The organism is Actinomadura sp. DC4 (genome assembly GCF_030406325.1).
Taxonomy (GTDB): domain Bacteria; phylum Actinomycetota; class Actinomycetes; order Streptosporangiales; family Streptosporangiaceae; genus Actinoallomurus.
The window spans coordinates 120,506-145,004 of sequence record NZ_JAUEQY010000014.1; the positions used below are offsets into that span (position 1 = coordinate 120,506).

The following is a 24,499-nucleotide window of genomic DNA, read 5'->3' on the forward strand; positions in this document are numbered from 1 at the left end:
AGCACCCCCGCGACACGCCCAGGATCCCCATGGGCCGGCGCACCGTTTGGAGGAGGAGTTGAGCGAGGCTCCGCAGACCCGTGACCCCGCGGCGGGTGATCCCATCCGCGTCCTCATCGTCGACGACCATGCGCTTTTCCGTCGTGGCCTGGAGATGGTGCTGGACGACGAGGACGGCGTCGAGGTGGTCGGCCAGTGCGGCGACGGCCAGGAGGCCGTCGAGCAGGTGGGCGACCTCGTCCCCGACGTCGTGCTCATGGACATTCGCATGCCGCGCCGTGGAGGCATCGAGGCGTGCACGTCCATCAAGGACCAGGTGCCGAGCGTCAAGATCGTAATGCTGACCATCAGCGACGAGGAGGAGGACCTCTTCGAAGCGATCAAGGCCGGCGCCACCGGATATCTCCTGAAGGACGTCTCGATCGACGAGGTCGCCGACGTCGTACGCGCGGTGCACGACGGTCAGTCGTTCATCAGCCCCTCCATGGCCTCCAAGCTCATCACCGAGTTCGCGGTCATGGCCAAGCGCGGTGACGAGCGGCAGCAGCAGGTGCCCGCACCCAAGCTGACCGACCGTGAGATGGAGGTCCTCCGCCTCGTCGCGCGGGGCCTCGGCAACCGAGAGATCGCCAAAGAGCTCTTCATCTCCGAGAACACCGTCAAGAACCACATTCGCAACATCCTGGAGAAACTCCAGCTGCACTCGCGCATGGAGGCCGTGGTCTACGCGGTGCGCGAAAAGCTGCTCGAGATCAGCTGAGCGCGGCGCCCAGCGGCGCGGCGAGCGCGGGCGGGTCGAGGCGGTCGACGCGGACCGCGTCGCACCCGACCCACTGCGCCGCCTCACGTAGCGCGTCGGCCAAGTGGTCGATGGCGCGCTCCGCCTTGGCCGCGGTGGAGACCGCGAACGGCTCGAAGGACGCTTTCCGGGCGATGAGCGTACGGCCCTCGCGCGCCGGGTCGACCCGGCCGATCAGCCGTCCGCCCGCCAGCAGCGGCATCGTGAAGTAACCGTGCACGCGCTTGGGCTTGGGGACGTACGCCTCCAGCCGGTGGTCGAAGCCGAACATCCGCTGTGTGCGCTTGCGGTCCCACACGAGCGAGTCGAACGGGGACAGCAGCGTCGTACGGTGCCGCCCGCGCGGAGCCTCGGCGAGCGCCGACGGGTGCGCCCACGCGGCGTCCCGGCCGGCGACCGTCACCGGCACCAGGCCGGTCGCTCCGACCACCGCGGCCACCTGATCGCCCCGGACCCGTACGTAGTCGGCCAGATCGGCTCGTGTCGCCACGCCCAGCGCGCGTCCGGCGCGGGCCACCAGCGTCGTGATGCACTCCTCGTCGGACAGGTCCGGTGCGCGAAGCTCGTCGGGAATGGCGCGCTCGGCCAGGTCGTAGACGCGCCGCCATCCCGTACGGCGCGTGCAGACCACCTCACCCGTCGCCAGCAGGAACTCCGCGGCGATCTTGTGGTCCGTACGGTCGAACCACTCGCCGCCCTTCTTCGCGCCGCCCAGGCCGGTGGCGGTCAGCGGCCCCTCGGCCCGTAGCCGCGCGAGGACGTCCTTGGCCGCCTGTTCTGGCGTGTGGTGCCAGTGGTGGCCGCGTTCGAGGTAGGCCCGCCTCCGGAAGGCGTAGAGCGGCCAGTCCTCGATCGGCAGCACACACGCGGCGTGCGACCAGTATTCGAACGCGGCCGTGCCGTTCCAGTAGGCGTGCTCGACGCTGGATCGGCCGACCGCACCGAGCCGCGCGTACGCCACCAGCTCGTGTGAGCGGGCGAGGACCGAGATCGTGTCGAGCTGGACCGCTCCAACGTGCCGCAGCGCGCCGAGCGCCCGCCGTGCGCCGGGGTCGCCCCGCAGGCCACCGCCCGTATGAGGCGTGACGACACGCCCGAGAAGACCCTGGGCGCGAAGTTGGATCCTGCGTGCCTGCTCGGAGGTCAGCTCTGGGGGAGACATGGCCTGATGGTAGGGGGGGCCGGTGACAGAAAACTCAGCCGTGCGGCCTGGTCGTGGCCGGGTCGGTGGCGATCCCGGGGCCGTTGGCCTCGCCCCGTCCGCCGGCCAGCTCCGAGTGGTGCCGCTCCTCGGGGACCTCGCGAGGCCCGTCCATGATGACGTCGTCGAAGATGTGCACGGCCGCGCCGATCACACCGCCGACCACGACGATGCCGACGCCCACCCAGAACATCCACCACTTCGGCCCGGGTACCAGCGAGGCACCTCCGACACCGAACCCGATCCAGATCACGATGACCGCCAGCCATGAGCTGGCGCGGCCGGCGTGTGAGTTCTGGGCCATGGCGTCCCTCCCGCGGAATCCGCGCATAAGTCATGCGGACGAGTCACACGTCCGCTGTTCCATTTTGTACACGATGGTTTGGCACGATGATGGCAAACCCCGGCGCGGTCGCGGGCGACCCGGGTCTCGTGATAGTGACGGTAGTCCCGCTGTACGGTTGTACTCGCCTACGATGACACCGTACGGGTCGTGTATGCGCCGTCGGACACGACCCCCGGCGATACCACGAATGCTTCGAGGAGCTCCCGAGAGTGCCAGTAGTCATCGACAAGATCCTTCGCGCCGGCGAAGGCAAAGTTCTGCGTAAGCTCAAGCGGATCGCCGACCAGGTCAACTCCATTGAGGAAGACTTCGTCGACATGAGCGACGCCGACCTGCGTGCGCTCACTGAAACTTACAAGGAGCGCCTCGCCGATGGCGAGAGCCTCGACGATCTGCTTCCCGAGGCGTTCGCCACGGCCCGCGAGGCGGCCAAACGCACGCTGGGCCAGCGGCACTTCGACGTGCAGGTCATGGGTGGCGCGACGCTCCACATGGGCAACATCGCGGAGATGCGCACCGGTGAGGGCAAGACCCTGACCTGTGTGCTCCCGGCCTACCTCAACGCGCTGGCCGGCGAGGGCGTCCACGTCGTCACGGTCAACGACTACCTCGCCAAGCGTGACGCCGAGTGGATGGGCCGTGTGCACCAGTTCCTCGGCCTCGAGGTCGGCGTGATCCTGGCCGACATGACGCCGGAGGAGCGGCGCAAGGCGTACCAGGCCGACATCACGTACGGCACGAACAACGAGTTCGGCTTCGACTACCTGCGCGACAACATGGCCTGGAGCCTGGACGAGTGCGTCCAGCGCGGTCACCACTTCGCGATCGTCGACGAGGTCGACTCGATCCTCATCGACGAGGCGCGTACCCCGCTGATCATCTCCGGCCCCGCCGAGCAGAACTCCAAGTGGTACACCGAGTTCGCCAAGATCGTGCCGCGGCTCAAGCGCGCCGCCGACGGTCCCGAGGGCGAGGACGGCGACTACCAGGTCGACGAGAAGAAGCGCACGGTCGGCATCCTGGAGACCGGGGTCGAGAAGGTCGAGGACTGGCTCGGCATCGACAACCTGTACGACTCGGTCAACACGCCGCTGGTGAGCTTCCTCAACAACGCGCTGAAGGCCAAGGAGCTCTACCGCAAGGACAAGGACTACATCGTCAACGCGGGCGAGGTCCTGATCGTCGACGAGTTCACCGGCCGTGTCCTGCACGGACGCCGCTACAACGAGGGCATGCATCAGGCCATTGAGGCCAAAGAGGGCGTGACGATCAAGGACGAGAACCAGACGCTCGCCACGATCACCCTCCAGAACTTCTTCCGCCTGTACGACAAGCTCGGCGGCATGACCGGTACGGCGCAGACCGAGGCCGCCGAGTTCAACAAGATCTACAAGCTCGGGGTCATCCCGATCCCGACCAACAAGCCGATGATCCGCGAGGACGTCTCCGACGTCGTCTACAAGACCGAGCAGGCCAAGTTCGAGGCCGTGGTCGAGGACATCAAGGAACGGCACGACAAGGGCCAGCCGGTCCTGGTCGGCACCACCTCGGTGGAAAAGTCCGAGAAGCTCTCGCGGATGCTCAAGCGCCGCGGCATTCCGCACGAGGTGCTGAACGCCAAGCAGCACGAGCGAGAGGCCATGATCGTCGCCGAGGCCGGCCGTAAGGGCGGCGTCACGGTGGCGACCAACATGGCCGGTCGAGGCACCGACATCACGCTCGGTGGCAACCCCGACCACATCGCCGACCAGGCGCTGCACTCCCAGGGCCTGTCGCCGCTCGAGACTCCCGAGGAGTACGAGAAGGCCTGGCCCGAGGCGATCGAGAAGGCCAAACAGGCGGTCAAGGAAGAGCACGTCGAGGTCGTCGAGGCCGGCGGTCTGTACGTCCTGGCCACCGAGCGCCACGAGTCGCGGCGCATCGACAACCAGCTGCGCGGCCGTTCCGGCCGTCAGGGCGACCCGGGCGAGTCGCGCTTCTACCTCTCGCTCGAAGACGACCTGATGCGGCTGTTCAACTCCGCCCGCGTCGAGGCGATCATGACCCGCCTCAACATCCCGGACGACGTGCCGATCGAGTCGAAGATCGTCTCCAACGCCATCCGGTCCGCGCAGCACCAGGTGGAGCAGCAGAACTTCGAGATCCGCAAGAACGTCCTGAAGTACGACGAGGTCCTCAACCGCCAGCGCAAGGTGATCTACGCCGAGCGCCGCCGGGTCCTCGAGGGCGCCGACCTGCACGAGCAGATCGAGCGGATGCTCGACGAGGTCGTCGCGGGTTACGTCACGGCGGCCACCGCCGAGGGCTTCCCGGAGGAGTGGGACCTCGACAAGCTCTGGAAGGCGTTCAAGCAGCTCTACCCGATCTCGCTCAACTCCGACGACCTGGTCGAGGAGGCGGGCGGCCGCGAGGGCCTGACCGCCGACCTGCTCACCGAGCAGATCACCGCCGACGCCCAGGCCGCCTACGTCAAGCGCGAGGAGGAGCTGGGCGCGGAGGTCCTGCGCGAGCTGGAGCGCCGCGTCATCCTGTCGGTCCTCGACCGCAAGTGGCGCGAGCATCTTTACGAGATGGACTACCTCCAGGAGGGCATCGGCCTGCGCGCCATGGCCCAGCGCGACCCGCTGGTCGAATACCAGCGCGAGGGCTACGACATGTTCACCGCGATGCTCGAGGGCATCAAGGAGGAGTCGGTCGGCTACCTGTTCAACCTCGAGGTGGAGATCGCCGACGAGGAGCAGCAGTCCGCGGTGGCGGGCGTCGGCGCGGCTCCGGTCGCGGTCGCCGACTCCGCCGACGAGGCCCCGGAAATCGTCGCCAAGGGGCTGGACGAGTCCAAGCCGCAGACCTTGAGCTACAGCGCTCCGACGGTCGACGGCGAGGGCGGCGTCGAGACGCACGAGGAAGAGGTCGACGACACCTTCGCGAACGTCTCGCGCAACGACCCGTGCCCCTGCGGCTCGGGCAAGAAGTACAAGCGCTGCCACGGAGACCCGCGCAGCAGCCACTGATCGCACCACGGACGACCCCAGGCCACGCGCCTGGGGCCGTTCCGTTTTTACGGGGGCTCGTACGCGACGGCCGCACGCGTCGCGGCCTTCGCACACGGCCGGGTTCTGGCAGAGGCGGCGGTGCCATCGTCCATAGCCGGGGTGTCGGGTGGGGGTTTGGGTTCGCCGGGACGCCGGGCACGCGCTCGGGCTCGCCGGAGATCCGGTTCGTACGGAATCCTGGCGTTCCAGCGGCTCGTACGGTGTCGTGGCCGCCGGTGCGGTGCGGTGCGGTGCGGTGCGGTGCGGTGCGGTGCCGGGCTCGGCGCGCCGGTGGCCGGCGGTGGGCGAGGCCCTTGGAGTTGTCCACAGGTGTCTCGCCCTGCTTCCACCGGCCGTTGCCGGTCGTGGACACTGGGTGGCGGAGCAGGCAACGTTCCGACTCGTTATGAGGTGACGCGCCATGTCTTCGAACCGTTAGAGGCGGCCTGTCAGCCCGTGCCGGCATGGGTCATGGCGGGCAGCCCCAGCGCCGTCATGAGCTTGAAGAACTGGCTCTCGATGAAGACGTCGCCGCCGTCCAGGATCGCCTCGACCGCCTCCACGTCCGGTGCATGACCGGCCTCGGCCGCCCACGCCACGGCGTGCGGCGCGGCGATGCCGGCGGGCGGCACGAGCTCGTAGAGCGGCCGGCAGGCTTCCCGGTAGACGTTCTGCCAGTACGCATCGAGGTCCTCGGGGAGATCCTCTTCCTCATCGCCTTCGAGGCGCTCGGTGTACTTCGAATCGAGGTAGTCGATCAGCACCTCCAGCATCAGCCAGCCGCTCCAACGGCCGGACCGCGGGCTGTAGCCGATCAGCTGGGCGCCGTCACTGGCCAGCACGACGGCCGCCAGTACGGGCCGGCCGGTCTGCGCGAGCAGCGACTCCAGCAGGTGTTCTCTGCCGTCCGCGCCGGTCATCGGCGGGCGCCAGCCCTCCGGCGCGCGGTGCAGCTGAACGGTCTGCCAGCCGTCCGAGCCCGTGCCGTGCCAGACGATGTGGTCGGCCAGTTCACGCACACCATCCAGCTCCGGGAGCGGCCGATCGCTACAGGCCACGAGGAAGGTCCCCCAAAATCCCATGGTCCGGGATTATCGGGCAGACGTGCGGGTGGTGAGGAAGTTTCCCCATACCCGGGCCCGGGATTGTCGGCGGGCGTGCGGACGGCGAGGAAGTTTCCTAAGACCCCGGCCTGAGACTGTCGGGCGGGCGTATGGGGGGCGAGGAAGATTCCCAAAACCCGGCCCGAGGTCGTCGGGCGGGCGTACGAGCGGCGAGGAAGGTCCCTCAAAACCGTGGCCGGGGATCATCGGGCAGACGTACAGGCGCGGTGACCTTGCCGGATGAACGGCATCAGACGGCTCCCCGGTGGCTCCCCGGCGGAGTCCGGGGTTGACGGGCTTGTTTGTCCGTCCAACCGCTAGTTTGTTCCGGTGGCAGTTCAGAAAGATCCGCAGCGGTTGGTCTTCTTCACCGACGCTGTCGTGGCGATCGCCGTCACCCTGCTCGTGCTTCCGCTCGTGGACGTCGCTCCCGAGGTCGCGCGAGAGCACCACAGCGCGGTCGAGGTGATCACCAAGCACCAGCCGGAGGTCTGGACCTACCTCCTCAGCTTCGTGGTGATCATCAGGCTCTGGCTGGCGCACCATCGCACGTACGAGCACGTAGGCGCCTACTCGACGCCTCTGATGCTCTGTAACAGCGCCTGGCTGCTGGCGATCGTCACCCTGCCCTTCCCGACCGAGATGATCGGGGTCTTCCACAGCAGCAGGTTCACCGCCGCCCTCTACATCGGCACGGTCCTCGTCGCCAACGCGCTCCAGACGGCCATGAACCTCATCATCAAGTTCGATCCCGAGGTGGCGTCCGAGGAGAACCCCGTGGGGCCCGACTTCGGCATCGGCTCCGTTACCGCGACCGTGCTCCTCGTCGCCGCCCTCGTCTTCACGCTGGCCGTACCCACGGTCAACTACTGGCCCCTGCTCCTCCTCCTGCTCTCGTCACCCGTCGAATGGTTCTGGCGCCGCCGCCGGCTCAGCAAAGCGGCGGCATAACGAAAAGAGGGGGAACAGCCACCCCCCGATCGCACCAAGTACCGGATGAACCCACGCGCACCGCGCGGACGAGGAGAACCGGTTGGTGATGATCTATCAACACACCGAGCACGACAGCCAGAGCATCGGCGCGTCGCTCACCGACCCGGAGCGGTTCGCCGAGGTCTTCCACCGGCACTGGGACGAGATCCACCGCTACGTCGCGTGGCGGCTCGGGCCCGAGGCGGCGGAGGACGTCGGCGCCGAGACCTTCACGGTCGCCTTCCGCGGTCGCGGACGGTACGACCTGACCCGTACGGACGCCCGGCCGTGGCTGTACGGCATCGCGACCAACCTCATCGGCCAGCATCGAAGAGCCGAGCGACGCCGCCATCAACTACTCGCCCGCACCCCCGCCGATGGCGTGAGGCCCGACTTCGCGGACGGTAGTGACGCGCGGGTGACCGCCGAGCTGCTCGGCCCGCGGATCGAGGCCGTGCTGGCGAGCCTCTCGGCGGCCGACCGTGACCTGCTGTTACTGATCGCCTGGGCGGACCTCACATACGAGGAGGCGAGCGAGGCGCTCGGCGTGCCCGTGGGCACCGTCAAGTCGCGGCTGCACCGCATTCGCAAGAAGCTCCGCCGTGCGTTCGGCGGCGTCGACCCCATGCGTCTGAAGGAGGAACCGCAATGAACGACCAGGACATCACTCTCGTCCGTCACGTCCGCCCGGTGGTCCCGCCGGACGACCCCGCGGTGAGGGCACGGGCCTTGGCCCGCCTGCGGGCCGAGTTCGACACCCCGGCCCGCACCCGCACGCTACGCCGACGCGTCGCCTGGCGGGTCGCGGTCGCGGGCGCGGTGGCGGTCGGTGCCACGACCGCCGTCATCGTCGTGCGGGCCGGCGGGTCCGCGCCGTCGAGACCGCTGCCCGGGGGCGGCTCGACCGCGCAGACGCTCGAGCTGGCGGCCAGGACGATCGAGCGGGAGAGGGTCCCGCGGCCGAGGCCGGACCAGTGGGTCTACGCCCCCGAGCTCCGCAACTGGGCCATCGCGCCCGGCAATACGATCGGGACCCTGCGCGGCAAGGTCAAGGTGGAGCAGTGGTGGCGGTTCGACGGCGGGGAGATCGCGACCTCCACTCAGGGCTCCCCGCTCCAGATGCAGCAGGTGCTCCGCCCGGGCCAGAAGCTTCGTCGCGGCTATCCGGGCGGGGCGGTATGGGGCCCGGCCCTGTGGGAGAACTCGCCCCGCGCGCTCTACGGTTACGTGGCCAGGTTGCCGACCGACCCGGACGGCCTGCTCGCGAAGGTCCGGCACGACGAGAAGGATCCCGGGCACGACAGGAGAACCTTCGGGCGGATCGGGGACATTCTCGATGGCGACAAACTCATCCCGCCCAAGACGAACGCGGCGCTCTACCGCGCCCTCGCCAAGATCCCCGGCGTCACGGTCGTCCCAGGAGTGAAGGACCTCGCCGGGCGTCCCGGCATCGCGGTGTCCCGGACCTCCTCCTCCCAGGAGAACCGCATCGAGTTCATCCTGGACGCCACGACGTACCGCTACCTGGGCACACGGGTGACCGTCACCAAGGACCAGTACGACCACGGGAAGGTCTGGGAGCACGCCGGGCAGATCGTCAACGACACGGCCGATCTGGACTCCCGCGTGGTCGACCGGCCCGGGCAACGCTGAAAGGCGGGGGCCGTCCCGCAAGACGCAGAGGGACGGCCCCCGCGACCTTCAGCCGGGCGGCACGGTCGTCTCGATCGCGGCGCAGCGCCAGCGGCGGTCGTACTCCAGCCGCAGGGCCAGCGCCTGGACGTGGGCGCCGATCGTCGCCACGGCCGCGACCTCGGCGACGCCCCGCGCCGGCTCACAGACCCGTACGGTGCCCAGGCGCGGCGTCGCCCGGCCCGCCAGCCGGGCGGCCAGCGACTCCAATCGCTCGAACAGCGTCGGCGTCGTACGGCCGGCCAGGTGGTGGTACGGCCGCAGGCCGGTGAGGACCTCCAGCACCAGCCGGGCGATCAGCCGGGCCTCGGTCCGCAGGTCCGGGCGGGACCGTACGACGCCGAGCACCGGCCGGGGAGCCCGCCCCGGTGGAGGCCCGGAGTCCAGGGCGACCGCCAGTGACCCGTGCACGGCGATCCCCAGAGCGGCATGGCCCCCGTACGGGATGAGGCGGATCGGTCCCGTACGACGTGTTCGTTTGCGCATTTCGCAACCTCCTGAAGTGACGGCCGCCACGCGGCGGCAGCCACCAAGAGTGCGAAGAGCGCGGAGTGATACGACGTGACCGGATGAGGACACGTCACGACTTCGACGAAATCCGGTTGCGTCGGGGGATCTCCAGGGCGCTGTGCAGCTGGTACCGGTCGGCCCGGTAGGTCGAGACCGCGAGCTCGACGCAGGCGCCGTTGACGAACGACCGCCGCTGCAGGAGGAGTACGGCGCTGCCGCGTGCCAGGTCGAGCAGGCGGGCGTCGGCGGCGTCGGCGATGCCGGCCTCGATGGTCTGCTCGCCGGCGTCGAACACCACTCCGAAGCGGGTCTCCAGCACGTCGTACAGGGACGCGTCGCTCAGGGGCGTGTCCAGCAGGCCGGGCGCGACGGCCGCCGGGATGTGGGAGCGCTCGACCGCCATCGGCTCGCCGTCCGCGGTGCGCAGGCGCTCGATCACGTGCACGCCCGTGCCCGGCGGGACGTCGAAGATCCGGGCGAGGTGGGCGTTGGCCGGGGTCGTACGGCGGTCGAGGTCGCGGGCGCCCGGTTCGAGGCCGCGGGCGCGCATGTCCTCGGTGAAGGAGACGAGGCGCAGCGGCATCTCGATCTTGGGGCGGGCGACGAACGTGCCCTTGCCCGGCACGCGGTACAACCGGCCCTCGGTGACGAGGTGGTCCACCGCCTGGCGCACCGTCATCCGCGACAGGCCGAATCGCTGGCACAGCTCGCGCTCGGAGGGGATCGGGGCGTCGACCGGTAGTTCGGCGTCCTCGATCAGGTCGAGGAGGATCTCCCTGAGCTGGAAGTACTTGGGTACGGGGCTGGTCGGATCGATCTTGCCCATGGGGTACCTCTGGCAGCGGAGTCGGGGAGTGAAGTATGGTTCATACTGGTCTAGTCCGGACTAGACCACACGTCCAGTTAGCGTGTCAATGCAGGTCAGGACTACGAAGGCGTAACGACGCGATTACGCGCGGAGACGCCGGTCCAGCAGGCGCGAACGGACGCGAAAGCCGTTGCGACCACGGCGGAGGAGAACCCCATGACGCACATGCGGACCGAGATCGGCGAGCAGGCCACGGCCCTGCGGGCGACCCTCGACGCGCTGCTGCCCCGCGTGGCCGAGGTCGGCATCCTGGGCCGGGAGACCCGGCAGGTGCTGTTCATCGCGCGCGGTTCCTCCGACAACGCGGCCGTCTACGGCAGCTACCTGATCCAGACCCATGCCGGGCGCCTGGCCAACCTCGCCTCGCCCTCGATCGCGACCACGTACAAGAAGAAGATCGACCTGTCCGGCGTGCTCGCCGTGGCGATCAGCCAGTCGGGCAAGACCGCGGAGATCGTCGAGACCCTCGACTGGGCGGCCGGCTGCGGCGCTCGTACGGTCGCGGTGACCAACGGCGAGGGCTCGCCGCTCGCCGAGGCCGCCCAGCTCGCGCTGGTCACCAAGGCCGGCGAGGAGCTGGCCGTACCCGCCACCAAGACCTACACCACCCAGCTCGCGGCGCTCGCCGTGCTGGGCATCGGCCTGGGCGCCGAGGTCGACATCGCCGATCTGCGCCGCGCCCCCGAGGAGATCGACCGGCTGATCGCCGAGACCGAGTCCGGCGACGCCCTGCCGGAGATCGTGAACGAGCTCGCGCGGGTGCCGGGGGCGGTCGTGTCCGGCCGCGGCATCGCGTACGGCACCGCGCTGGAGCTCGCGATCAAGCTCAAGGAGGCCTGCTACCTCCACGCCATGGGCCTCTCGTACGCCGACCTGCTGCACGGCCCGATCGCCGTCGTGGACGACGACACCCCCGCGATCCTGGTCGCGGCGGGTGACGGGCCCACGCTTCCCGGCACGGTCGCGCTGGCCGAGCGGGTCAGGGCGGCGGGCGCGAAGGCGTACGGCGTCGGCGGCGGTCGTATGCTGGCCGAGGCGTCCACGCGCGCGCTTCCAGGTCCGGACCTGCCGGAATGGGTCGCGCCGCTTGCCCTGATCGTGCCGGGCCAGCTCCTCACCGAGGCGCTGGCCCGTCGGCTCGGGATCGATCCCGACGTGCCGCGCGGTCTCGGCAAGGTGACGCAGACGGATCAATGATGGGGAGTTTCTGATGGCCGAGCGCCGTGTCACGGTGGAGACCGAGGCGGGGCTGCACGCCCGTCCCGCCGCACTGTTCGTCCAGGCGGCCACGAAGGCGCCGATGGACGTGGCCGTGGGCCGCCCGGACGCCGATCCGGTCAACGCCAAGAGCATTCTGTCCGTGATCGGGCTCGACGTGCGCCACGGCGAGGAGATCGTGATCATCGCGGAGGGCGACGGCGCGGACAGCGCGCTGGACGAGCTCGCCGCCACGGTGACCGCGAGCGGTGCCTGACCGCCTGAGCGGCCGCGGCGTCAGCCCCGGCATCGGGGTCGGCCCGGTCCGCGCCATCGCGGGCGCGGTGCCCGAGCCGCCCGCCGGGCAGCGTCATCAGGGCGACGCCGGGGCCGAGACCCGGCGCGCCCTCGACGCCCTCGAAGCGGTCGCCGCCGACCTCGAAGAGCGCGGCGAGAAGGCCGGCGGCGAGGCGAAGGACGTGTTGGTCGCCCAGGCCCTGATGGCCCGCGACCCCGGGCTCGCCGAGCTGGCCGGGCAGAAGGTCGCCGGCGGTTCCTCGGCGGCGCGCGCGGTGTATGAGGCGTTCGGGGTGTTCCGCGAGCTGCTGGCCGGGGCCGGCGACTACATCGCCGCGCGGGTGGCCGACCTGGACGACATCCGCGACCGCGCCGTCGCGGTGCTGCTGGGCGTGCCGATGCCGGGTGTTCCGGACTCCGCCGAGCCGTTCGTGCTCGTCGCCCCCGACCTCGCCCCGGCCGACACGGCGCTGCTGGACCCCGCGAAGGTCGTCGGCTTCGTCACCGAGGAGGGCGGCCCGACCAGCCACACCGCGATCCTGGCCCGTGCGATGGGCGTGCCCGCCGTCGTCGCCTGCCCCGGCTGCACGGCCCTCGCCGAGGGCACGGTCGTCCTGGTCGACGGGGCCTCGGGAGAGGTACGCCCGGACCCGCCGGAGGAGGAGGTCGCACGGGCGCGTACGGAGTCCGCGAAGAGCGCCTTCACCGCCACCGGGCCGGGTGCGACGAGCGACGGGCACGCGGTGCCGCTGCTGGCCAACGTCGGCGGACCGCAGGACGTGCCCGCGGCCCTCGCGAACGGCGCCGAGGGCGTGGGCCTGTTCCGCACCGAGTTCCTGTTCCTGGACCGTACGACGCCGCCCGGCGAGGACGAGCAGGAGGCCGCCTACCGCGCGGTCCTCGCGGCCTTCCCGTACGTCGTCGTGCGCACGCTGGACGCGGGCGCCGACAAGCCGCTGGCCTTCCTAGCGGCGGCGGAGGAGCCCAACCCCGCGCTGGGCGAACGCGGCCTGCGCATGTCCCGCCGCCACCCCGAGGTGCTCCAGGCCCAGCTCCGCGCCCTCGCCCGCGCGGCACGTGACCTCCCGGTCGAGCTGCGGGCCATGGCGCCGATGGTCGCCGACGCCGAGGAGGCCGCCTTCTTCGCCGAGGCGTGCCACGCGGCCGGCATCGCGCACGCGGGCGTCATGATCGAGATTCCGGCCGCGGCGCTGCGGGCCCGCGACCTCGCGGCGGAGGCCGACTTCTTCAGCGTCGGCACCAACGACCTGGCCCAGTACGCCTTCGCCGCCGACCGGCAGGTGGGCGCGCTGGGCGGGCTGCAGGACCCCTGGCAGCCGGCGCTGCTCGACCTGGTCGCCCTCGCCGCCGAGGGCGGCCGGCCCTGCGGGGTGTGCGGCGAGGCGGCGGGCGACCCCGCGCTGGCGTGCGTGCTGACCGGCCTCGGCATCACGTCCCTGTCGATGAGCCCGCCCGCCCTGCCCGCCGTACGCACGGCCCTCGCGGCCCACACGGCGGACCAGTGCCGCCGCGCCGCGTCCGCCGCCCGTACGGCCCGGAGCGCCGCCGGCGCCCGCGAGAGGGCCCGAGCCGAGCTGCCCGGCCTTTCCGCCCTGGGGTTGTAGGGGGTCCGTCCCGGTTCCGGAGCTGAGCGTTTGCTCTCTTCTCCCGGAGTTAATAGCTTCGGGCAAGTGCTACGGATCCCTGGCTGGAAGATCGTCTCCGCCCTCGCCGCCGGTGTGATGGCCCTGTCCGCCTGTCACGACTCCGGCGCCGCCGCCGGGCCGAGCCAGAGCGCGTCGTCCTCGCCGCCCGCGGCCGATACCCCGTCGGCGTCGTCGTCGCCCGAGAGCGCGCTGGTCAAGAAGATGAGCGTGCAGGAAAAGGTCGGCCAGCTCTTCATGCCGACCATCACCGGCGACACTGCCGCGCCCGGCGCCGCGCTCGTCAAGCGCTACCACCTGGGCGGCGTGATCTACTTCCCGCTCAACCTGAAGACGCCCCGGCAGACGGCGGAGCTGTCCAACGGGCTGCAGAAGGCCGCGCTGAAGAAGGGCGGGATCCCGCTCGTGATCAGCACCGACGAAGAACAGGGGCCGGTCTCCCGCCTGCCGTACATCACGCGTTTCGCCTCCAACAAGCTGCTCGCCTCGACCGAGCACCCTGACGAGGACGTACGCCTCGCGGCCAAGGTCACCGGCGAGGAGCTCCGCGCGGTCGGCATCAACCAGGACAACGCGCCCGACGCCGATGTCAACATCAACCCCAACAACCCGGTCATCGGCGTACGGTCCTTCGGCGCCGACCCGAAGAAGGTCGCCCACCTGGTCGGCGTGGCGATCGACGCCTACCGCGCCACCGGCGTCGCGGTCGTGGCCAAGCACTTCCCCGGCCACGGCGACACGGCGACCGACAGCCACACCGGGCTGCCGATCATCAACCACTCCAAGGCCCGGTGGGAGAGCGTCGACGCGCCGCCGTTCAAGACGGCCATCGCGCACCACGCCGACGTCATCATGACCGCGCACATCGTGGTCCCCGGCCTGGACAAGTCCCGGCTCCCGGCCACGATGTCCAAGACCGTGCTGACCGGGCTGCTGCGCGACAAGCTCGGCTTCAAGGGCGTGACGATCACCGATTCGCTGCAGATGACCGGGGCGACGATCAAGTTCGGCCCCGAGGAGGCGGCGGTACGCGCGGTGGTGGCCGGTGCCGACATGTTGCTCATGCCGCGCGACCTCGGCCGCGCCTACAACGCCGTGCTCGCCGCGGTGAAGTCCGGCCGCATCTCGCGCGGCCGTCTTGACGACGCCGTGACAAGGATCATCCGCATGAAGAAAGAGCGCGGAATGTTCCACCCGTACGTCGACGCGGCCAAGGCTTCGCACGTCATCGGCTCGAAGGAGCATCGGGCGGCGGCGGCCAAGGTGGCCGCGGACGTCCGTTCCGGTAGTTGATGTCCGCTCTCGGCCGTTGACGTCCGTCCTCACGCGTGACTAAGTTTCAGGTGCTGGCCAGGGCCAGTCATTTTCTTTCGCGCATCTCGGGGGCGGAAGGAGTTACCGATGTCCCGTCGCCGACGGCTCATTGCAGTAGGTGCGGCGTCGATCGTGGCCATGGCCGGCCTAGGCTCAGGCACCGCGAACGCCGTACAGGCCGGGCACCAGCCCGGCAAGGACCGAAGAGTCCTGAAGATCCTCAACAGAATGACGCTTGAGGAGAAGGTCGCCCAGATGTTCGTGCTGCAGGTCTACGGCACGAGCGCGGACACGACCGATCCCACGGCCGTCGCCGCCAACCAGAAACTGTGGGGGGTGGACAACCCCCAGCAACTGATCGCCAAGTACCACCCTGGCGGCATCATCTACTACGCCGCCGACCCGCCCAACCTCGTCAGCCCGCAGCAGGTCGCCCACCTGTCCAACGGGATCCAGCAGGCGGCCATGCACACGCGCGTGCCGATCCCGGCGACGATCACGACGGACCAGGAGCAGGGCTCCATCGTCACGCGGGTCCCCGCGCCGTTCACGCAGTTCCCGGGCGCCCAGGCGCTCGGCGCGGCCCGTTCGCCGCAGGACGCGTACACCACGTCGAAGATCACCGGCCAGGAGCTCAAGGCGATCGGGATCACGCAGGACTACGCCCCCGACTCCGACGTGAACGTCAACCCGGCGAACCCGGTGATCGGCGTCCGCTCTCCCGGGTCGGACCCGTCGCTGGTGGCCCAGATCGCACCCGCCGAGGTCGACGGCTACCAGGCCGCGGGCATCATCGCCACGGCCAAGCACTTCCCGGGCCACGGTGACACCGACACCGACAGCCACACCGGTGTGCCGATCATCAACCACACCAAGGAGCAGTGGGAGAAGCTCGACCTCCCGCCGTTCAAGGCCGACATCGCGCACGGCGTCGACTCGATCATGACGGCGCACATCATCGTGCCCGCTCTGGACCCGTCGATGGACCCGGCGACGCTCTCCAAGCCGATCCTCACCGGCATCCTTCGCGACCAGCTGCACTACAAGGGCGTCATCGTCACCGACGCCCTCGGCATGGCGGGACTCCGCGCCAAGTACGGCGACGACCGGATCCCCGTCCTGGCGGTCAAGGCCGGCGTGGACCAGCTGGAGAAGCCTCCGGCGGACGACACCGGCAAGGGCCTGTACGCCCTGCAGCGCGACTCCCTGATCAACGCGGTCAAGAGCGGCGAGATCAGCGAGGCGCGCATCGACCAGTCGGTGTACCGGATTCTGGCGCAGAAGCTCGACCACGGCCTGTTCCAGCACCCGTACGTGGACGAGAGCAAGGTCGCCTCGCGCGTCGGCACGCCCGCGCACCTGGCGGCGGAGCAGCGCATCACCGACAAGACGACCACGCTGGTCAAGAACGACGCCCTGCCGCTGAAGAAGACCGGCCAGAAGATCTTCGTCACCGGTTACGGCGTCGTGACCACGCAGACGCTCGCGGCCGACATCGCCAAGCGCGGGGCGGTCACCTCGGTGTACCAGACGGGCACCACCCCCTCGCAGGCGACGATCAACCAGTCGGTGGCCCAGGCCCAGAACAACGACGTCACCGTGGTCACCACCAACGCCGCGTGGAACAGCACGGCCCAGCAGAACCTCGTCAAGGCGCTGGTGGCGACGGGCAAGCCGGTGATCGTGGCGTCGGTGCGCGACGCGTACGACATCGGGTACTTCACCGACGTCAAGAACTACCTGGTGACGTACGGCTACACGCCCGCGTCGCTGGAGTCGCTCACCAAGGTGCTGTTCGGTGAGATCAAGCCGAAGGGCAAGCTGCCGGTCATGATCCCGGTGGCCGGCCACCCGGACCAGACGCTCTACCCGTACGGCTACGGTCTGAGCTTCGGGAAGTGACCGGTCGGGTGCGGGACGACGGTGAACCCGCCGTTCCGCACCCGCCCTCAGCGTTCGAGACGGTGTACGGCGAGCCGTGCGGCCCCGAGTGCCCCGTCGCCCGCGGACACGGGCTCGACGCCGAACCGTACGTACAGACCGGCGCGTACGCCGTCGGCCACCGGCCCGCTCTCCAGCAGGGACCCGGCGACCACCACGCCGAACGCCTCCCGCCCGTCCAGCGCGGGACGTACGGCGTCGGCGTCCTCCAGGAGGTGCCGGACCGCCCCCTCGATGATCTCCAGGGCCACGGGATCGCCCGCCTCGGCCGCCGCGCTCACGAGCGGGGCGACCCCGCCGATCGCGGCGGGCTGCCCGGCGTAGACCTTCTTGATGATCGCCTGGGCGAGGTCGGTGCCGCACCACGCGAGGCTCGCGGTCGGCGTCCCGCTCGGCGCGGCGATGCCCGGGGTCAGGCCGGCCAGGAGCGGCGTGGCGGCCTCTCCCAGCAGGGCCCGCGGCACGGTATCGGCCAGGATGGTCGCCCGGCCGCGGCCGTCGCAGGCGCGCATCACGGCGCGTACGGCCTCACGCCCGATCCAGACGGCCGATCCCTCGTCTCCGATGAGGTAGCCGTTCGCGTCGGCGCGGCGCTCGATCTCCCCGGCGTTGATCACGGCCGCGCCGGCGCCGGTGCCCGCGAAGACCACGATGCCGACCGGCTCGGTGCTCCCGGCGGCGAATGCCACCGGGATATCGGTGATCACTTCGGGCTCGCCGGCGATGCCCGCCGCCTGCCAGGCGGCTCCCGCGGAGGCGACGGCGCGCGGGCGGTTGGCCGAGCCCGCCCCGGCGATGCCGAAGACGCCGCCCGCGACCAACGCCGGGTCGAGGTCCTCGATCGCCGCCGTGAGGGCGGTGGTCAGGGCGTGGGTCAGCTCGTCGGAGGTGCCGCCGCCGGAGTTGGGGTTGGCGCCCGGACCGGCGCCGTACCCCACGACCGTGCCGTCCAGGGTGATGATCGCGGCGCGCGTACGGGTGCCACCGGCGTCGACGCCGACCACGTAGGGACCGATCGGGTTAGAGCGCACATAGTGACCGTAGAACATCACCCGTTGACATCACATCGTTTTCGTAAGAAACTTTCCGCCATGAGGAAGGTCGGGCCCGAAACCGGGCTGGGGGCCGACGCCGCAGGCGCATCTCCGCTCAGCACAGTCGTACGCGTCCGTTCACTGCTGCCATCGCTGCCACCTGCGGAGGCGCGGGTGGCCCAGCGGGTCATCGACAGTCCCGAGGCGGTGGCCAACTCCACGATCACCGAGCTCGCGCAGGCGTGCGGCACCTCCGAGACCACGGTCATCCGGTTCTGCCGGGCGATCGGTTTCTCCGGCTATCCGGAGCTCCGGCTCACCCTGGCGACGGAGGCAGGACGAGCACAGGGAGTGACCGGCGGCCGGACGGTCGGCAGCGACATCAGCGCGGACGATACGCTGGAACAGGTCGTCGAGAAGATCGCCTTCGCCGACGCCCGCGCGGTCGAGGAGACCGCCAACCAGCTCGACATCCAGGTGCTCGACCAGGTCGTCACGGCCATCGCGGCGGCCCGCAGAGTCGATGTCTACGGTGTCGGCGCGAGCGCCTACGTGGCCTCGGACTTCCAGCAGAAGATGCACCGGATCGGCCGGACCTCCTACGCGTGGTCCGACGCCCACATCATGCTCACCAGCGCAGCGGTCCTGCAGTCCTCCGACGTCGCCGTCGGGATCTCCCACACGGGGTCGACGGTGGAGACGATCGACGCCCTCAGCGTGGCCAAGCGCCGCGGTGCCACCACGGTGGCGCTCACCAACTTCCCTCGCTCTCCGATCGCCGATGCCGCCGACCTGGTCCTGACCACGGCGGCCAGGGAGACCACGTTCCGATCCGGAGCGACGGCGAGCCGGCTGGCCCAGCTCACCGTGATCGACTGCGTGTTCGTCGGCATCGCGCAGCGTACGACCGGGATCAATGAGCATCTGGAGGCGACACTCGAGGCGGTCAGAGTCCGCCGAGTGCGTCCCGAGCGGAGGCGCAGGTGAACGACAGCATGCCCCTGGCGGTGCTGAGGGGCGTACCCACCGAGGTACGCAACCCCCGCACCACCGAGATCGACGTGCTGCCCACGCTGGACATGTTGCGCCTCATCAACGCCGAGGACGCCCGCGTCCCCGGCGCGGTGGCCGAGGCACTTCCGCAGGTCGCCAAGGCGGTGGACCTCGAGGTCGAGGCGCTGCGTAACGGCGGCCGCGTGCACTACTTCGGCGCGGGCACCTCCGGACGGCTCGCCGTGCTCGACGCGGCCGAGCTCCCGCCGACGTACGGCATCGAGCCCGATCTGGTGGTCGCCCACCACGCCGGCGGCCTCGGTGCCTTCTCCGGTGCGAAGGAGAACGTCGAGGACGACGCCGCGCTCGGCGCCCGCGACGCGAGTGAGGTCAATCGAGGTGACCTCGCCGTCGGCATCACCGCGAGCGGCCGTACGCCCTATGTGGTGGGCGCTCTGCGCGCCGCCGCGGCGGCCGGCGCGCACACGGTACTGATCAGCTCCAACCCGGCCGCGGCGGCCGGCGCGGAGGTCGAGGTCCACATCGCCGTGGACACCGGGCCGGAGGCCGTGTCGGGATCGACGCGGATGAAGGCCGGTACCGCGGCCAAGCTCGTGCTCAACGCGATGTCCACGGCGACGATGGTGCGGCTCGGCCGCACCTACTCCAACCTCATGGTCAGCATGAGCGCGCTCAACTCCAAACTCCGCGGACGCCTCGTCAAGATCCTGGTCGAGGCGACCGGCCTGGACGCGGAGACGTGCGAGAACGCCTTGGCCGACGCGGCCGGCGATACGCGCACCGCCCTTGTCTCCCTGTTGTGCGATGTCACTCCGGGACGTGCCGCCGAAGCGCTGGCCGTCTCGGGTGGCTCCGTCCGTGAGGCGATGCGCACGATCCGCGGAGATGCCTGATACCCGGGGGTAAGAGAAAGGGTCCACCTCTTTATGCGTAAGTTCTGCACGGTCATAGCGGCGCTCAGCGTCGTGGTCGCAGCTCCGGCGTGTGCCCCGAGTACGAAGAGCAGCGATGGCAAGGTCACGCTCACTGTGCTCTCCTGGCGTCCGGAGGACACGGCGGGGTACAAGAAGATCTTCGCGCCGTTCGAGAAGAGCCACTCGAAGATCAAGATCAACTTCAAGCCGATCAAGAACACCGAGTACGCCACGGTGCTCCCGACCGAGCTGAAGAAGTCCCAGGGCGGCCCCGACGTCGTCCAGCTCAAGCCGTACGGACCGATCCAATCGCTCATCTCGGCGGGCAACCTGGTGCCGCTCGACGGTCAGGTCGACGTGAGCAAGTGGGACCCGACGGTCCTGCAGGCGGCCAAGGGCAAGCAGGACGGCAAGCTGTACGGCGTCCCGTACGCCATGCAGACCCTCCAGGTGCTCTACAACAAGAAGATCTTCGCGGACCAGGGCCTCCAGCCGCCGAAGACCTGGGCGGAGTTCACGGCCCTCTGCGACAAGCTCAAGCAGGCCAAGATCACCCCGCTGTCGACGAGCGGCCTGCAGCCGTGGGTCCTCGCCATCGACCACCAGATCTTCGGCGCGACCCGCTTCGGCGGCGACGACTTCGCCAAGGCCGCGGTCGCGGGCACCAAGAACTTCACCGACCCGGACTTCACCGCCTCGCTCGACGTGACGGCCAAGCTCAAGCCGTACTACCCGGACAAGGTCGCCGCGGTCGACTACCCGGACGCGCAGACGCTGTTCACCAGTGGCAAGGCCGCGATGTACCCGGGCGGATCGTATGAGGTCGGGCCGTTCACCCAGTCCAACCCGGACCTGCAAATCGGCTTCTTCGACGCCCCGCCGGCTCCCGGGTCCAAGATCGACCACCCGGTGACCTCGGGCTTCGTCGACGGCTCGTACGGCATCAACGCGCACTCCGAGCACAAGGCGGAGGCGACCGAGCTGGTCAAGTGGATGGCGACGCCGGAGTTCGGCCAGTCGTTCGCGAGCACGCTCAAGCAGATCTCGGCCGTGCCCGGCACCACCCCCGGCGACCCGCTCCTCGCGCAGGCGTACCAGAACTTCAAGACCAACGGCGCGACGTACATGATGGTCGTCGACTTCGGCTACGGGAACCCGCTCGGCCGCGACCAGGATGGCGAGGCCCTGCAGAAGATGCTGGGCGGCACCTCCGCCGCTGACGCGGGCAAGCTCGTACAGAAGGGCATCTCGGCGTGGTTCAAGCCCAGCGGCGGCTGATGACGACCGCACCTGGCGAGAACGTCAGTCCCGGCGGCGGGGCGATCCTCCGCCGCCGGGATCGGCGCCGCTGGCCGTTGCTGCTCTTCTTCCTCCTGCCGGCCCTGCTGCTGTACTCGATCTTCATCGTCTACCCGCTGGTCTCGGCGCTGCAGTACAGCTTCTTCACGTGGACCGGCACGCGGCAGGACGGCTTCGCGGGCCTGTCCAACTTCCACGACCTGATCTCGAAGTACCCGCTGAGCGAGCAGGTCTGGCGCGCGCTCGCGCACAACACGTTCTTCTTCATCGGCACGATGGTGATCCAGACCACCGCCGGGCTGCTGTTCGCGGTGCTGCTGCACCGGTCGCGGCGCGGCAAGAGGTTCCTGCAGACGGCGTACATCCTGCCGCACCTGGTCAGCCCGATCGTCGCCGGTTACCTGTGGTCGATGATGCTCAACCCGCAGTTCGGCGCGGTCAACGCGGCCCTGCGCGGGATCGGCCTCGGCTCCCTCGCCCAGCCCTGGCGCGGCGACCCGCACCTGGCGCTGCCGGTGGCGATCGTCGTCAACGCCTGGCAGTGGGTGGGCTTCCCGATGCTGCTGTTCGCGGCCGCGCTCGCCGGCATCCCGGAGGAGTACCACGAGGCGGCGCGAGTCGACGGGGCCTCGGCCTGGCAGTCGTTCCGCCGGGTGACGTTCCCGCTGCTCACGCCGGTGCTGGGCATCGTCACGGTGCTGACCTTCATCGGCAACTTCAACATCCTGGACCTGATCTACGCGTTGCAGGGGTCCAAGGGCAACCCGACCTACTCCACCGACGTGCTCGGGCTCCTGTTCTACCGGACCGCCTTCGAGAACCCGGACGCCAACGCGATCGGCCAGTCCTCGGCCCTGGCCGTCTGCATGTTCGTGCTGATCTTCGGGGTGTCCATCGCGGCGACCCGCTTCTTCCGCCGGATGGAGGCACGGCTGAAATGACCGTGTTGGAACAGGCCCCGGCCGTACTGCGTCCACCACGCCGGCGCCGCCGCATGCCGCGCCGCGGCGTGCTCGCCTCGACGATCCTGCTGTGGGTGTACGCCGCGGCGGCCCTGGCGCCGCTCATCCTCATGGCACTGGGCTCGCTGCGCACGGAGCAGCAGCTGGCGGACAAGCCGATCGGCCTGCCACTGCACCCCGCTTTCGAGAACTACGCCAAGGCGTGGTCCGAGGGCGGCTTCAGCTCCTATTTCGTGAACTCCATCGTGGTGACGGTGGGCTCGGTGGTGCTGGGCACGGGCGTGGCGGTCCTGGCCGCGTACCCGCTGGCACGCTTCAGCTTCCGCGGCCGCGGCCTGCTGACGGCGTACTTCCTGGCAGGCTTGATGCTGCCGATCCGCTTGGGCATCGTGCCGGTCTTCTACCTGCTGAACTCCATCGGCCTGATCGACTCGCGCATCGGGCTGATCTGCGTGTACGCGGCGAGCGGGGTGCCGTTCGCGATCTTCGTCCTGACGGCGTTCTTCCGCGCTCTGCCGATGGAGCTGGAGGAGGCGGCGCGTATCGACGGGGCGGGGGAGCTGCGCATCTTCGCCCAGATCATGGTCCCGATGGTCCGGCCGGCGCTGACGACGGTGGCGCTGTTCCAGTTCATTCCGCTGTGGAACGACTTCTTCTTCCCGCTGGTGCTGGTGGAGGACGACAAGTACACGCTGCCGGTGGGGCTGACCCGTTTTGTGGCGGAGTTCGAGGCCGCCCACGCCCAGCTGTACGCAGGCCTGGTCATCACGACGATCCCCTTGGTCCTGCTGTTCTTGCTGGCGACGAAGCAGATCGTCGCGGGCCTGACGGCCGGTATGACGAAATAGCCCGGGCGTTTCTCAGGTGCCGGATGGGTCGTCTTCGAGGTCGCTTATGAGCGCGTCCGGCACACGCATCCGCCAGGCGTCGGTCACGAGTTCCTGTAGGCGTTCGGCCTTCACCTCCGCCAGGCGCAGCATGACGAGGGGCAGGCCGTCGTAGCCAGGAGTGGTGAAGAAGATGTCGGGCTCGCCGAGGAGGAGAGCCTGTTTTTCGGCCTCGTCGCCGACGTAGAGCACCGCGATGTCGGTCCGGATCTGGCGCGGCTTCCCCGGCGTGCGCTCGGGATAGGACCAGATGAATCCCTTGCCGGCCACCCGGAAGTCGAAGCCATCACTTTCGATCTCCACCACGTGAGGCAGAGCGAGCGCCAACCGGCACACATCGTCGGCGTCGGCCATCGAGATCCCCTCCCAGAACGCGCGATCCGCATCCGCCGGTGATGTTAACGAAGGAGTTCTCCTGCGGGTACCGGCGCCGGTATCGGTGAGCGGCGCTCCGGCGCCACCGGCCGTAGGGTGCGGTTCATGAAGGCAGCGGTGTACACCGGGTACGGTCCGCCTGAGGTGGTTCGGATCGCCGAGGTGGACAATCCCTCGGTGGGGGACACAGACGTCCTGGTCAGGGTGCATGCGACGACGGTTAACCGGACGGACTGTGCCTATCGGGCGGCTCGGCCTTTCTTCGTGCGGGCGCTCACCGGGCTCTCCAAGCCACGGCGGACGGTCCTGGGGACCGAGTTCGCGGGGGTGGTGGAGGAGATCGGCGGCGGTGTCACGTCTTTCGCGGTCGGTGACAGGGTGTTCGGGTACAACGAGGGGGCGTTCGGGACGCATGCCGAATATCTCTCGGTTCCCGAAGACGGTGCGATCGCGACCATGCCGGCGGGGGCGACCTTCGCAGAAGCCGCTCCCGGTACCGAGGGTTCGCACTACGCGCTCGCGTTCATCAGGGTCGCGGGGATCCGGGCCGGCCAGGAGGTCCTCGTCCATGGTGCGACCGGCGCGATCGGGTCGGCGGCGGTGCAGTTGCTGAAGAGTCGCGGCGTCACGGTGACCGCGGTGGGTGACACGGCCAACCTCGAACGGGTGCGGAGCCTCGGCGCCGACAGGGTCATCGACCGTACGGCCCAGGATTTCACCGAGGACGAGCAGACCTACGACGCGGTCCTGGACGCGGTCGGCAAGAGCACGTTCGGCCGCTGCAGGCGCCTGTTGAAGCCCGGCGGGGTGTACCTGTCCTCTGACCTGGGGCCCTGGTGGCAGAACCTCATCCTGCCGCTCGTCACGCGGTTGCCCGGCGGCAGGAAGGTGAGGTTCCCGTTCCCGCGTCAGGACCAGGAGATGGTGCGTCACTTACGGGATTTGATCGAGTCCGGGCGATTCCGGCCGCTCATCGACCGACGGTACTCATTGGACGAGATCGTCGAGGCCTACCGGTACGTCGAGACCGGGCAGAAGATCGGCAATGTCGTCATCGACGTCGTGCCGCCGGACTGAC

At 69.7% G+C, this 24,499-nt stretch carries 23 protein-coding genes; 16 read left to right on the forward strand and 7 right to left on the reverse strand.

The window, feature by feature from the left end; translation table 11 throughout:
* Nucleotides 1-58 precede the first annotated feature (58 nt).
* Nucleotides 59-760 (forward strand): response regulator transcription factor, encoded by a 702-nt coding sequence (locus QWU11_RS23420; protein WP_290116514.1) that lies wholly within the window; start codon nt 59-61, stop codon nt 758-760.
* Here QWU11_RS23420 and QWU11_RS23425 read toward each other — a convergent pair.
* Together QWU11_RS23425 and QWU11_RS23430 are read right to left on the reverse strand one after the other, a co-directional pair.
* Nucleotides 753-1,961 (reverse strand): crosslink repair DNA glycosylase YcaQ family protein, encoded by a 1,209-nt coding sequence (locus QWU11_RS23425; protein WP_290116515.1) that lies wholly within the window; start codon nt 1,959-1,961, stop codon nt 753-755. The genes QWU11_RS23420 and QWU11_RS23425 overlap by 8 nt on opposite strands.
* A 34-nt stretch (nt 1,962-1,995) precedes the next feature.
* Complete coding sequence (locus QWU11_RS23430; RefSeq protein WP_290116516.1) at nt 1,996-2,304, reverse strand: HGxxPAAW family protein; 309 nt, start codon at nt 2,302-2,304, stop codon at nt 1,996-1,998.
* A 251-nt stretch (nt 2,305-2,555) separates the two neighbouring features.
* Between QWU11_RS23430 and secA the strand changes: the two genes are divergently transcribed.
* The gene (gene secA, locus QWU11_RS23435) at nt 2,556-5,357 is read left to right on the forward strand and encodes a preprotein translocase subunit SecA (RefSeq protein ID WP_290116517.1); all 2,802 of its coding nucleotides are present in this window, start codon (nt 2,556-2,558) and stop codon (nt 5,355-5,357) included.
* Nucleotides 5,358-5,827: 470 nt separating this feature from the next.
* Here secA and QWU11_RS23440 read toward each other — a convergent pair whose 3' ends face one another.
* Nucleotides 5,828-6,460 carry a hypothetical protein gene (locus QWU11_RS23440; protein ID WP_290116518.1) on the reverse strand — a complete coding sequence of 211 codons (633 nt, stop codon included), beginning with the start codon at nt 6,458-6,460 and terminating at the stop codon, nt 5,828-5,830.
* A 351-nt stretch (nt 6,461-6,811) separates the two neighbouring features.
* On the opposite strand from QWU11_RS23440, the gene QWU11_RS23445 reads away from it, so the two are divergent.
* From QWU11_RS23445 to QWU11_RS23455, 3 genes are all read left to right on the forward strand, one after another.
* Nucleotides 6,812-7,432, forward strand: coding sequence for a TMEM175 family protein (locus tag QWU11_RS23445; protein ID WP_290116519.1), 621 nt, complete (start codon nt 6,812-6,814; stop codon nt 7,430-7,432).
* Between the two features lie 88 nt (nt 7,433-7,520).
* Nucleotides 7,521-8,105, forward strand: a complete 585-nt coding sequence (locus QWU11_RS23450; RefSeq protein ID WP_290116520.1) for an RNA polymerase sigma factor — start codon at nt 7,521-7,523, stop codon at nt 8,103-8,105.
* On the forward strand, nt 8,102-9,106 hold the full coding sequence (locus QWU11_RS23455; protein ID WP_290116521.1) for a CU044_5270 family protein: 1,005 nt from the start codon (nt 8,102-8,104) through the stop codon (nt 9,104-9,106). The genes QWU11_RS23450 and QWU11_RS23455 overlap by 4 nt, the downstream gene beginning before the upstream one ends.
* Before the next feature lie 48 nt (nt 9,107-9,154).
* On the opposite strand, the gene QWU11_RS23460 is transcribed toward QWU11_RS23455, so the two are convergent.
* Both QWU11_RS23460 and QWU11_RS23465 read right to left on the reverse strand, forming a co-directional pair.
* Nucleotides 9,155-9,631: an Rv3235 family protein gene (locus tag QWU11_RS23460; RefSeq protein WP_290116522.1), complete on the reverse strand. Its 477-nt coding sequence runs from the start codon at nt 9,629-9,631 to the stop codon at nt 9,155-9,157.
* A 94-nt stretch (nt 9,632-9,725) separates the two neighbouring features.
* Nucleotides 9,726-10,481 carry a GntR family transcriptional regulator gene (locus QWU11_RS23465; RefSeq protein WP_290116523.1) on the reverse strand — a complete coding sequence of 252 codons (756 nt, stop codon included), beginning with the start codon at nt 10,479-10,481 and terminating at the stop codon, nt 9,726-9,728.
* A 198-nt stretch (nt 10,482-10,679) separates the two neighbouring features.
* Here QWU11_RS23465 and QWU11_RS23470 point away from each other — a divergent pair, with 198 nt between their 5' ends.
* The 5 genes from QWU11_RS23470 (at nt 10,680) to QWU11_RS23490 (ending at nt 16,897) form a co-directional block, all read left to right on the forward strand.
* Entirely contained in the window at nt 10,680-11,720 is a 1,041-nt protein-coding gene (locus QWU11_RS23470) for an SIS domain-containing protein (protein ID WP_290116524.1), read from the forward strand.
* 13 nt (nt 11,721-11,733) lie between these two features.
* The gene (locus QWU11_RS23475; RefSeq protein WP_290116525.1) at nt 11,734-11,997 is read left to right on the forward strand and encodes an HPr family phosphocarrier protein; all 264 of its coding nucleotides are present in this window, start codon (nt 11,734-11,736) and stop codon (nt 11,995-11,997) included.
* On the forward strand, nt 11,990-13,642 hold the full coding sequence (gene ptsP, locus QWU11_RS23480) for a phosphoenolpyruvate--protein phosphotransferase (protein ID WP_290116526.1): 1,653 nt from the start codon (nt 11,990-11,992) through the stop codon (nt 13,640-13,642). Before QWU11_RS23475 ends, ptsP begins: the two co-directional genes overlap by 8 nt.
* A gap of 66 nt (nt 13,643-13,708) precedes the next feature.
* Nucleotides 13,709-14,974 carry a glycoside hydrolase family 3 N-terminal domain-containing protein gene (locus QWU11_RS23485; RefSeq protein WP_290116527.1) on the forward strand — a complete coding sequence of 422 codons (1,266 nt, stop codon included), beginning with the start codon at nt 13,709-13,711 and terminating at the stop codon, nt 14,972-14,974.
* A 249-nt stretch (nt 14,975-15,223) separates the two neighbouring features.
* Nucleotides 15,224-16,897, forward strand: coding sequence for a glycoside hydrolase family 3 protein (locus tag QWU11_RS23490; protein ID WP_290116528.1), 1,674 nt, complete (start codon nt 15,224-15,226; stop codon nt 16,895-16,897).
* A 47-nt stretch (nt 16,898-16,944) separates the two neighbouring features.
* Here QWU11_RS23490 and QWU11_RS23495 read toward each other — a convergent pair whose 3' ends face one another.
* Nucleotides 16,945-17,967: a BadF/BadG/BcrA/BcrD ATPase family protein gene (locus QWU11_RS23495; RefSeq protein WP_290116529.1), complete on the reverse strand. Its 1,023-nt coding sequence runs from the start codon at nt 17,965-17,967 to the stop codon at nt 16,945-16,947.
* A 60-nt stretch (nt 17,968-18,027) separates the two neighbouring features.
* Between QWU11_RS23495 and QWU11_RS23500 the strand changes: the two genes are divergently transcribed.
* The 5 genes from QWU11_RS23500 to QWU11_RS23520 all read left to right on the forward strand — a co-directional run bounded on the left by QWU11_RS23500 (nt 18,028) and on the right by QWU11_RS23520 (nt 23,007).
* A complete protein-coding gene (locus QWU11_RS23500) occupies nt 18,028-18,957 on the forward strand; it encodes a MurR/RpiR family transcriptional regulator (protein WP_290116530.1) in 930 nt (309 codons plus the stop codon).
* An 8-nt stretch (nt 18,958-18,965) separates the two neighbouring features.
* Nucleotides 18,966-19,877 (forward strand): N-acetylmuramic acid 6-phosphate etherase, encoded by a 912-nt coding sequence (locus QWU11_RS23505; RefSeq protein WP_290116647.1) that lies wholly within the window; start codon nt 18,966-18,968, stop codon nt 19,875-19,877.
* 135 nt (nt 19,878-20,012) lie between these two features.
* Complete coding sequence (locus QWU11_RS23510) at nt 20,013-21,176, forward strand: extracellular solute-binding protein (RefSeq protein ID WP_290116531.1); 1,164 nt, start codon at nt 20,013-20,015, stop codon at nt 21,174-21,176.
* Nucleotides 21,176-22,138, forward strand: coding sequence for a sugar ABC transporter permease (locus QWU11_RS23515; RefSeq protein WP_290116532.1), 963 nt, complete (start codon nt 21,176-21,178; stop codon nt 22,136-22,138). Before QWU11_RS23510 ends, QWU11_RS23515 begins: the two co-directional genes overlap by 1 nt.
* Nucleotides 22,135-23,007, forward strand: a complete 873-nt coding sequence (locus tag QWU11_RS23520; protein ID WP_290116533.1) for a carbohydrate ABC transporter permease — start codon at nt 22,135-22,137, stop codon at nt 23,005-23,007. Before QWU11_RS23515 ends, QWU11_RS23520 begins: the two co-directional genes overlap by 4 nt.
* Before the next feature lie 12 nt (nt 23,008-23,019).
* Here QWU11_RS23520 and QWU11_RS23525 read toward each other — a convergent pair whose 3' ends face one another.
* Nucleotides 23,020-23,400 carry an MmcQ/YjbR family DNA-binding protein gene (locus tag QWU11_RS23525; RefSeq protein WP_290116534.1) on the reverse strand — a complete coding sequence of 127 codons (381 nt, stop codon included), beginning with the start codon at nt 23,398-23,400 and terminating at the stop codon, nt 23,020-23,022.
* A 126-nt stretch (nt 23,401-23,526) separates the two neighbouring features.
* Here QWU11_RS23525 and QWU11_RS23530 point away from each other — a divergent pair, with 126 nt between their 5' ends.
* Nucleotides 23,527-24,498, forward strand: a complete 972-nt coding sequence (locus QWU11_RS23530) for an NAD(P)-dependent alcohol dehydrogenase (protein ID WP_290116535.1) — start codon at nt 23,527-23,529, stop codon at nt 24,496-24,498.
* Nucleotide 24,499: the final 1 nt, after the last annotated feature.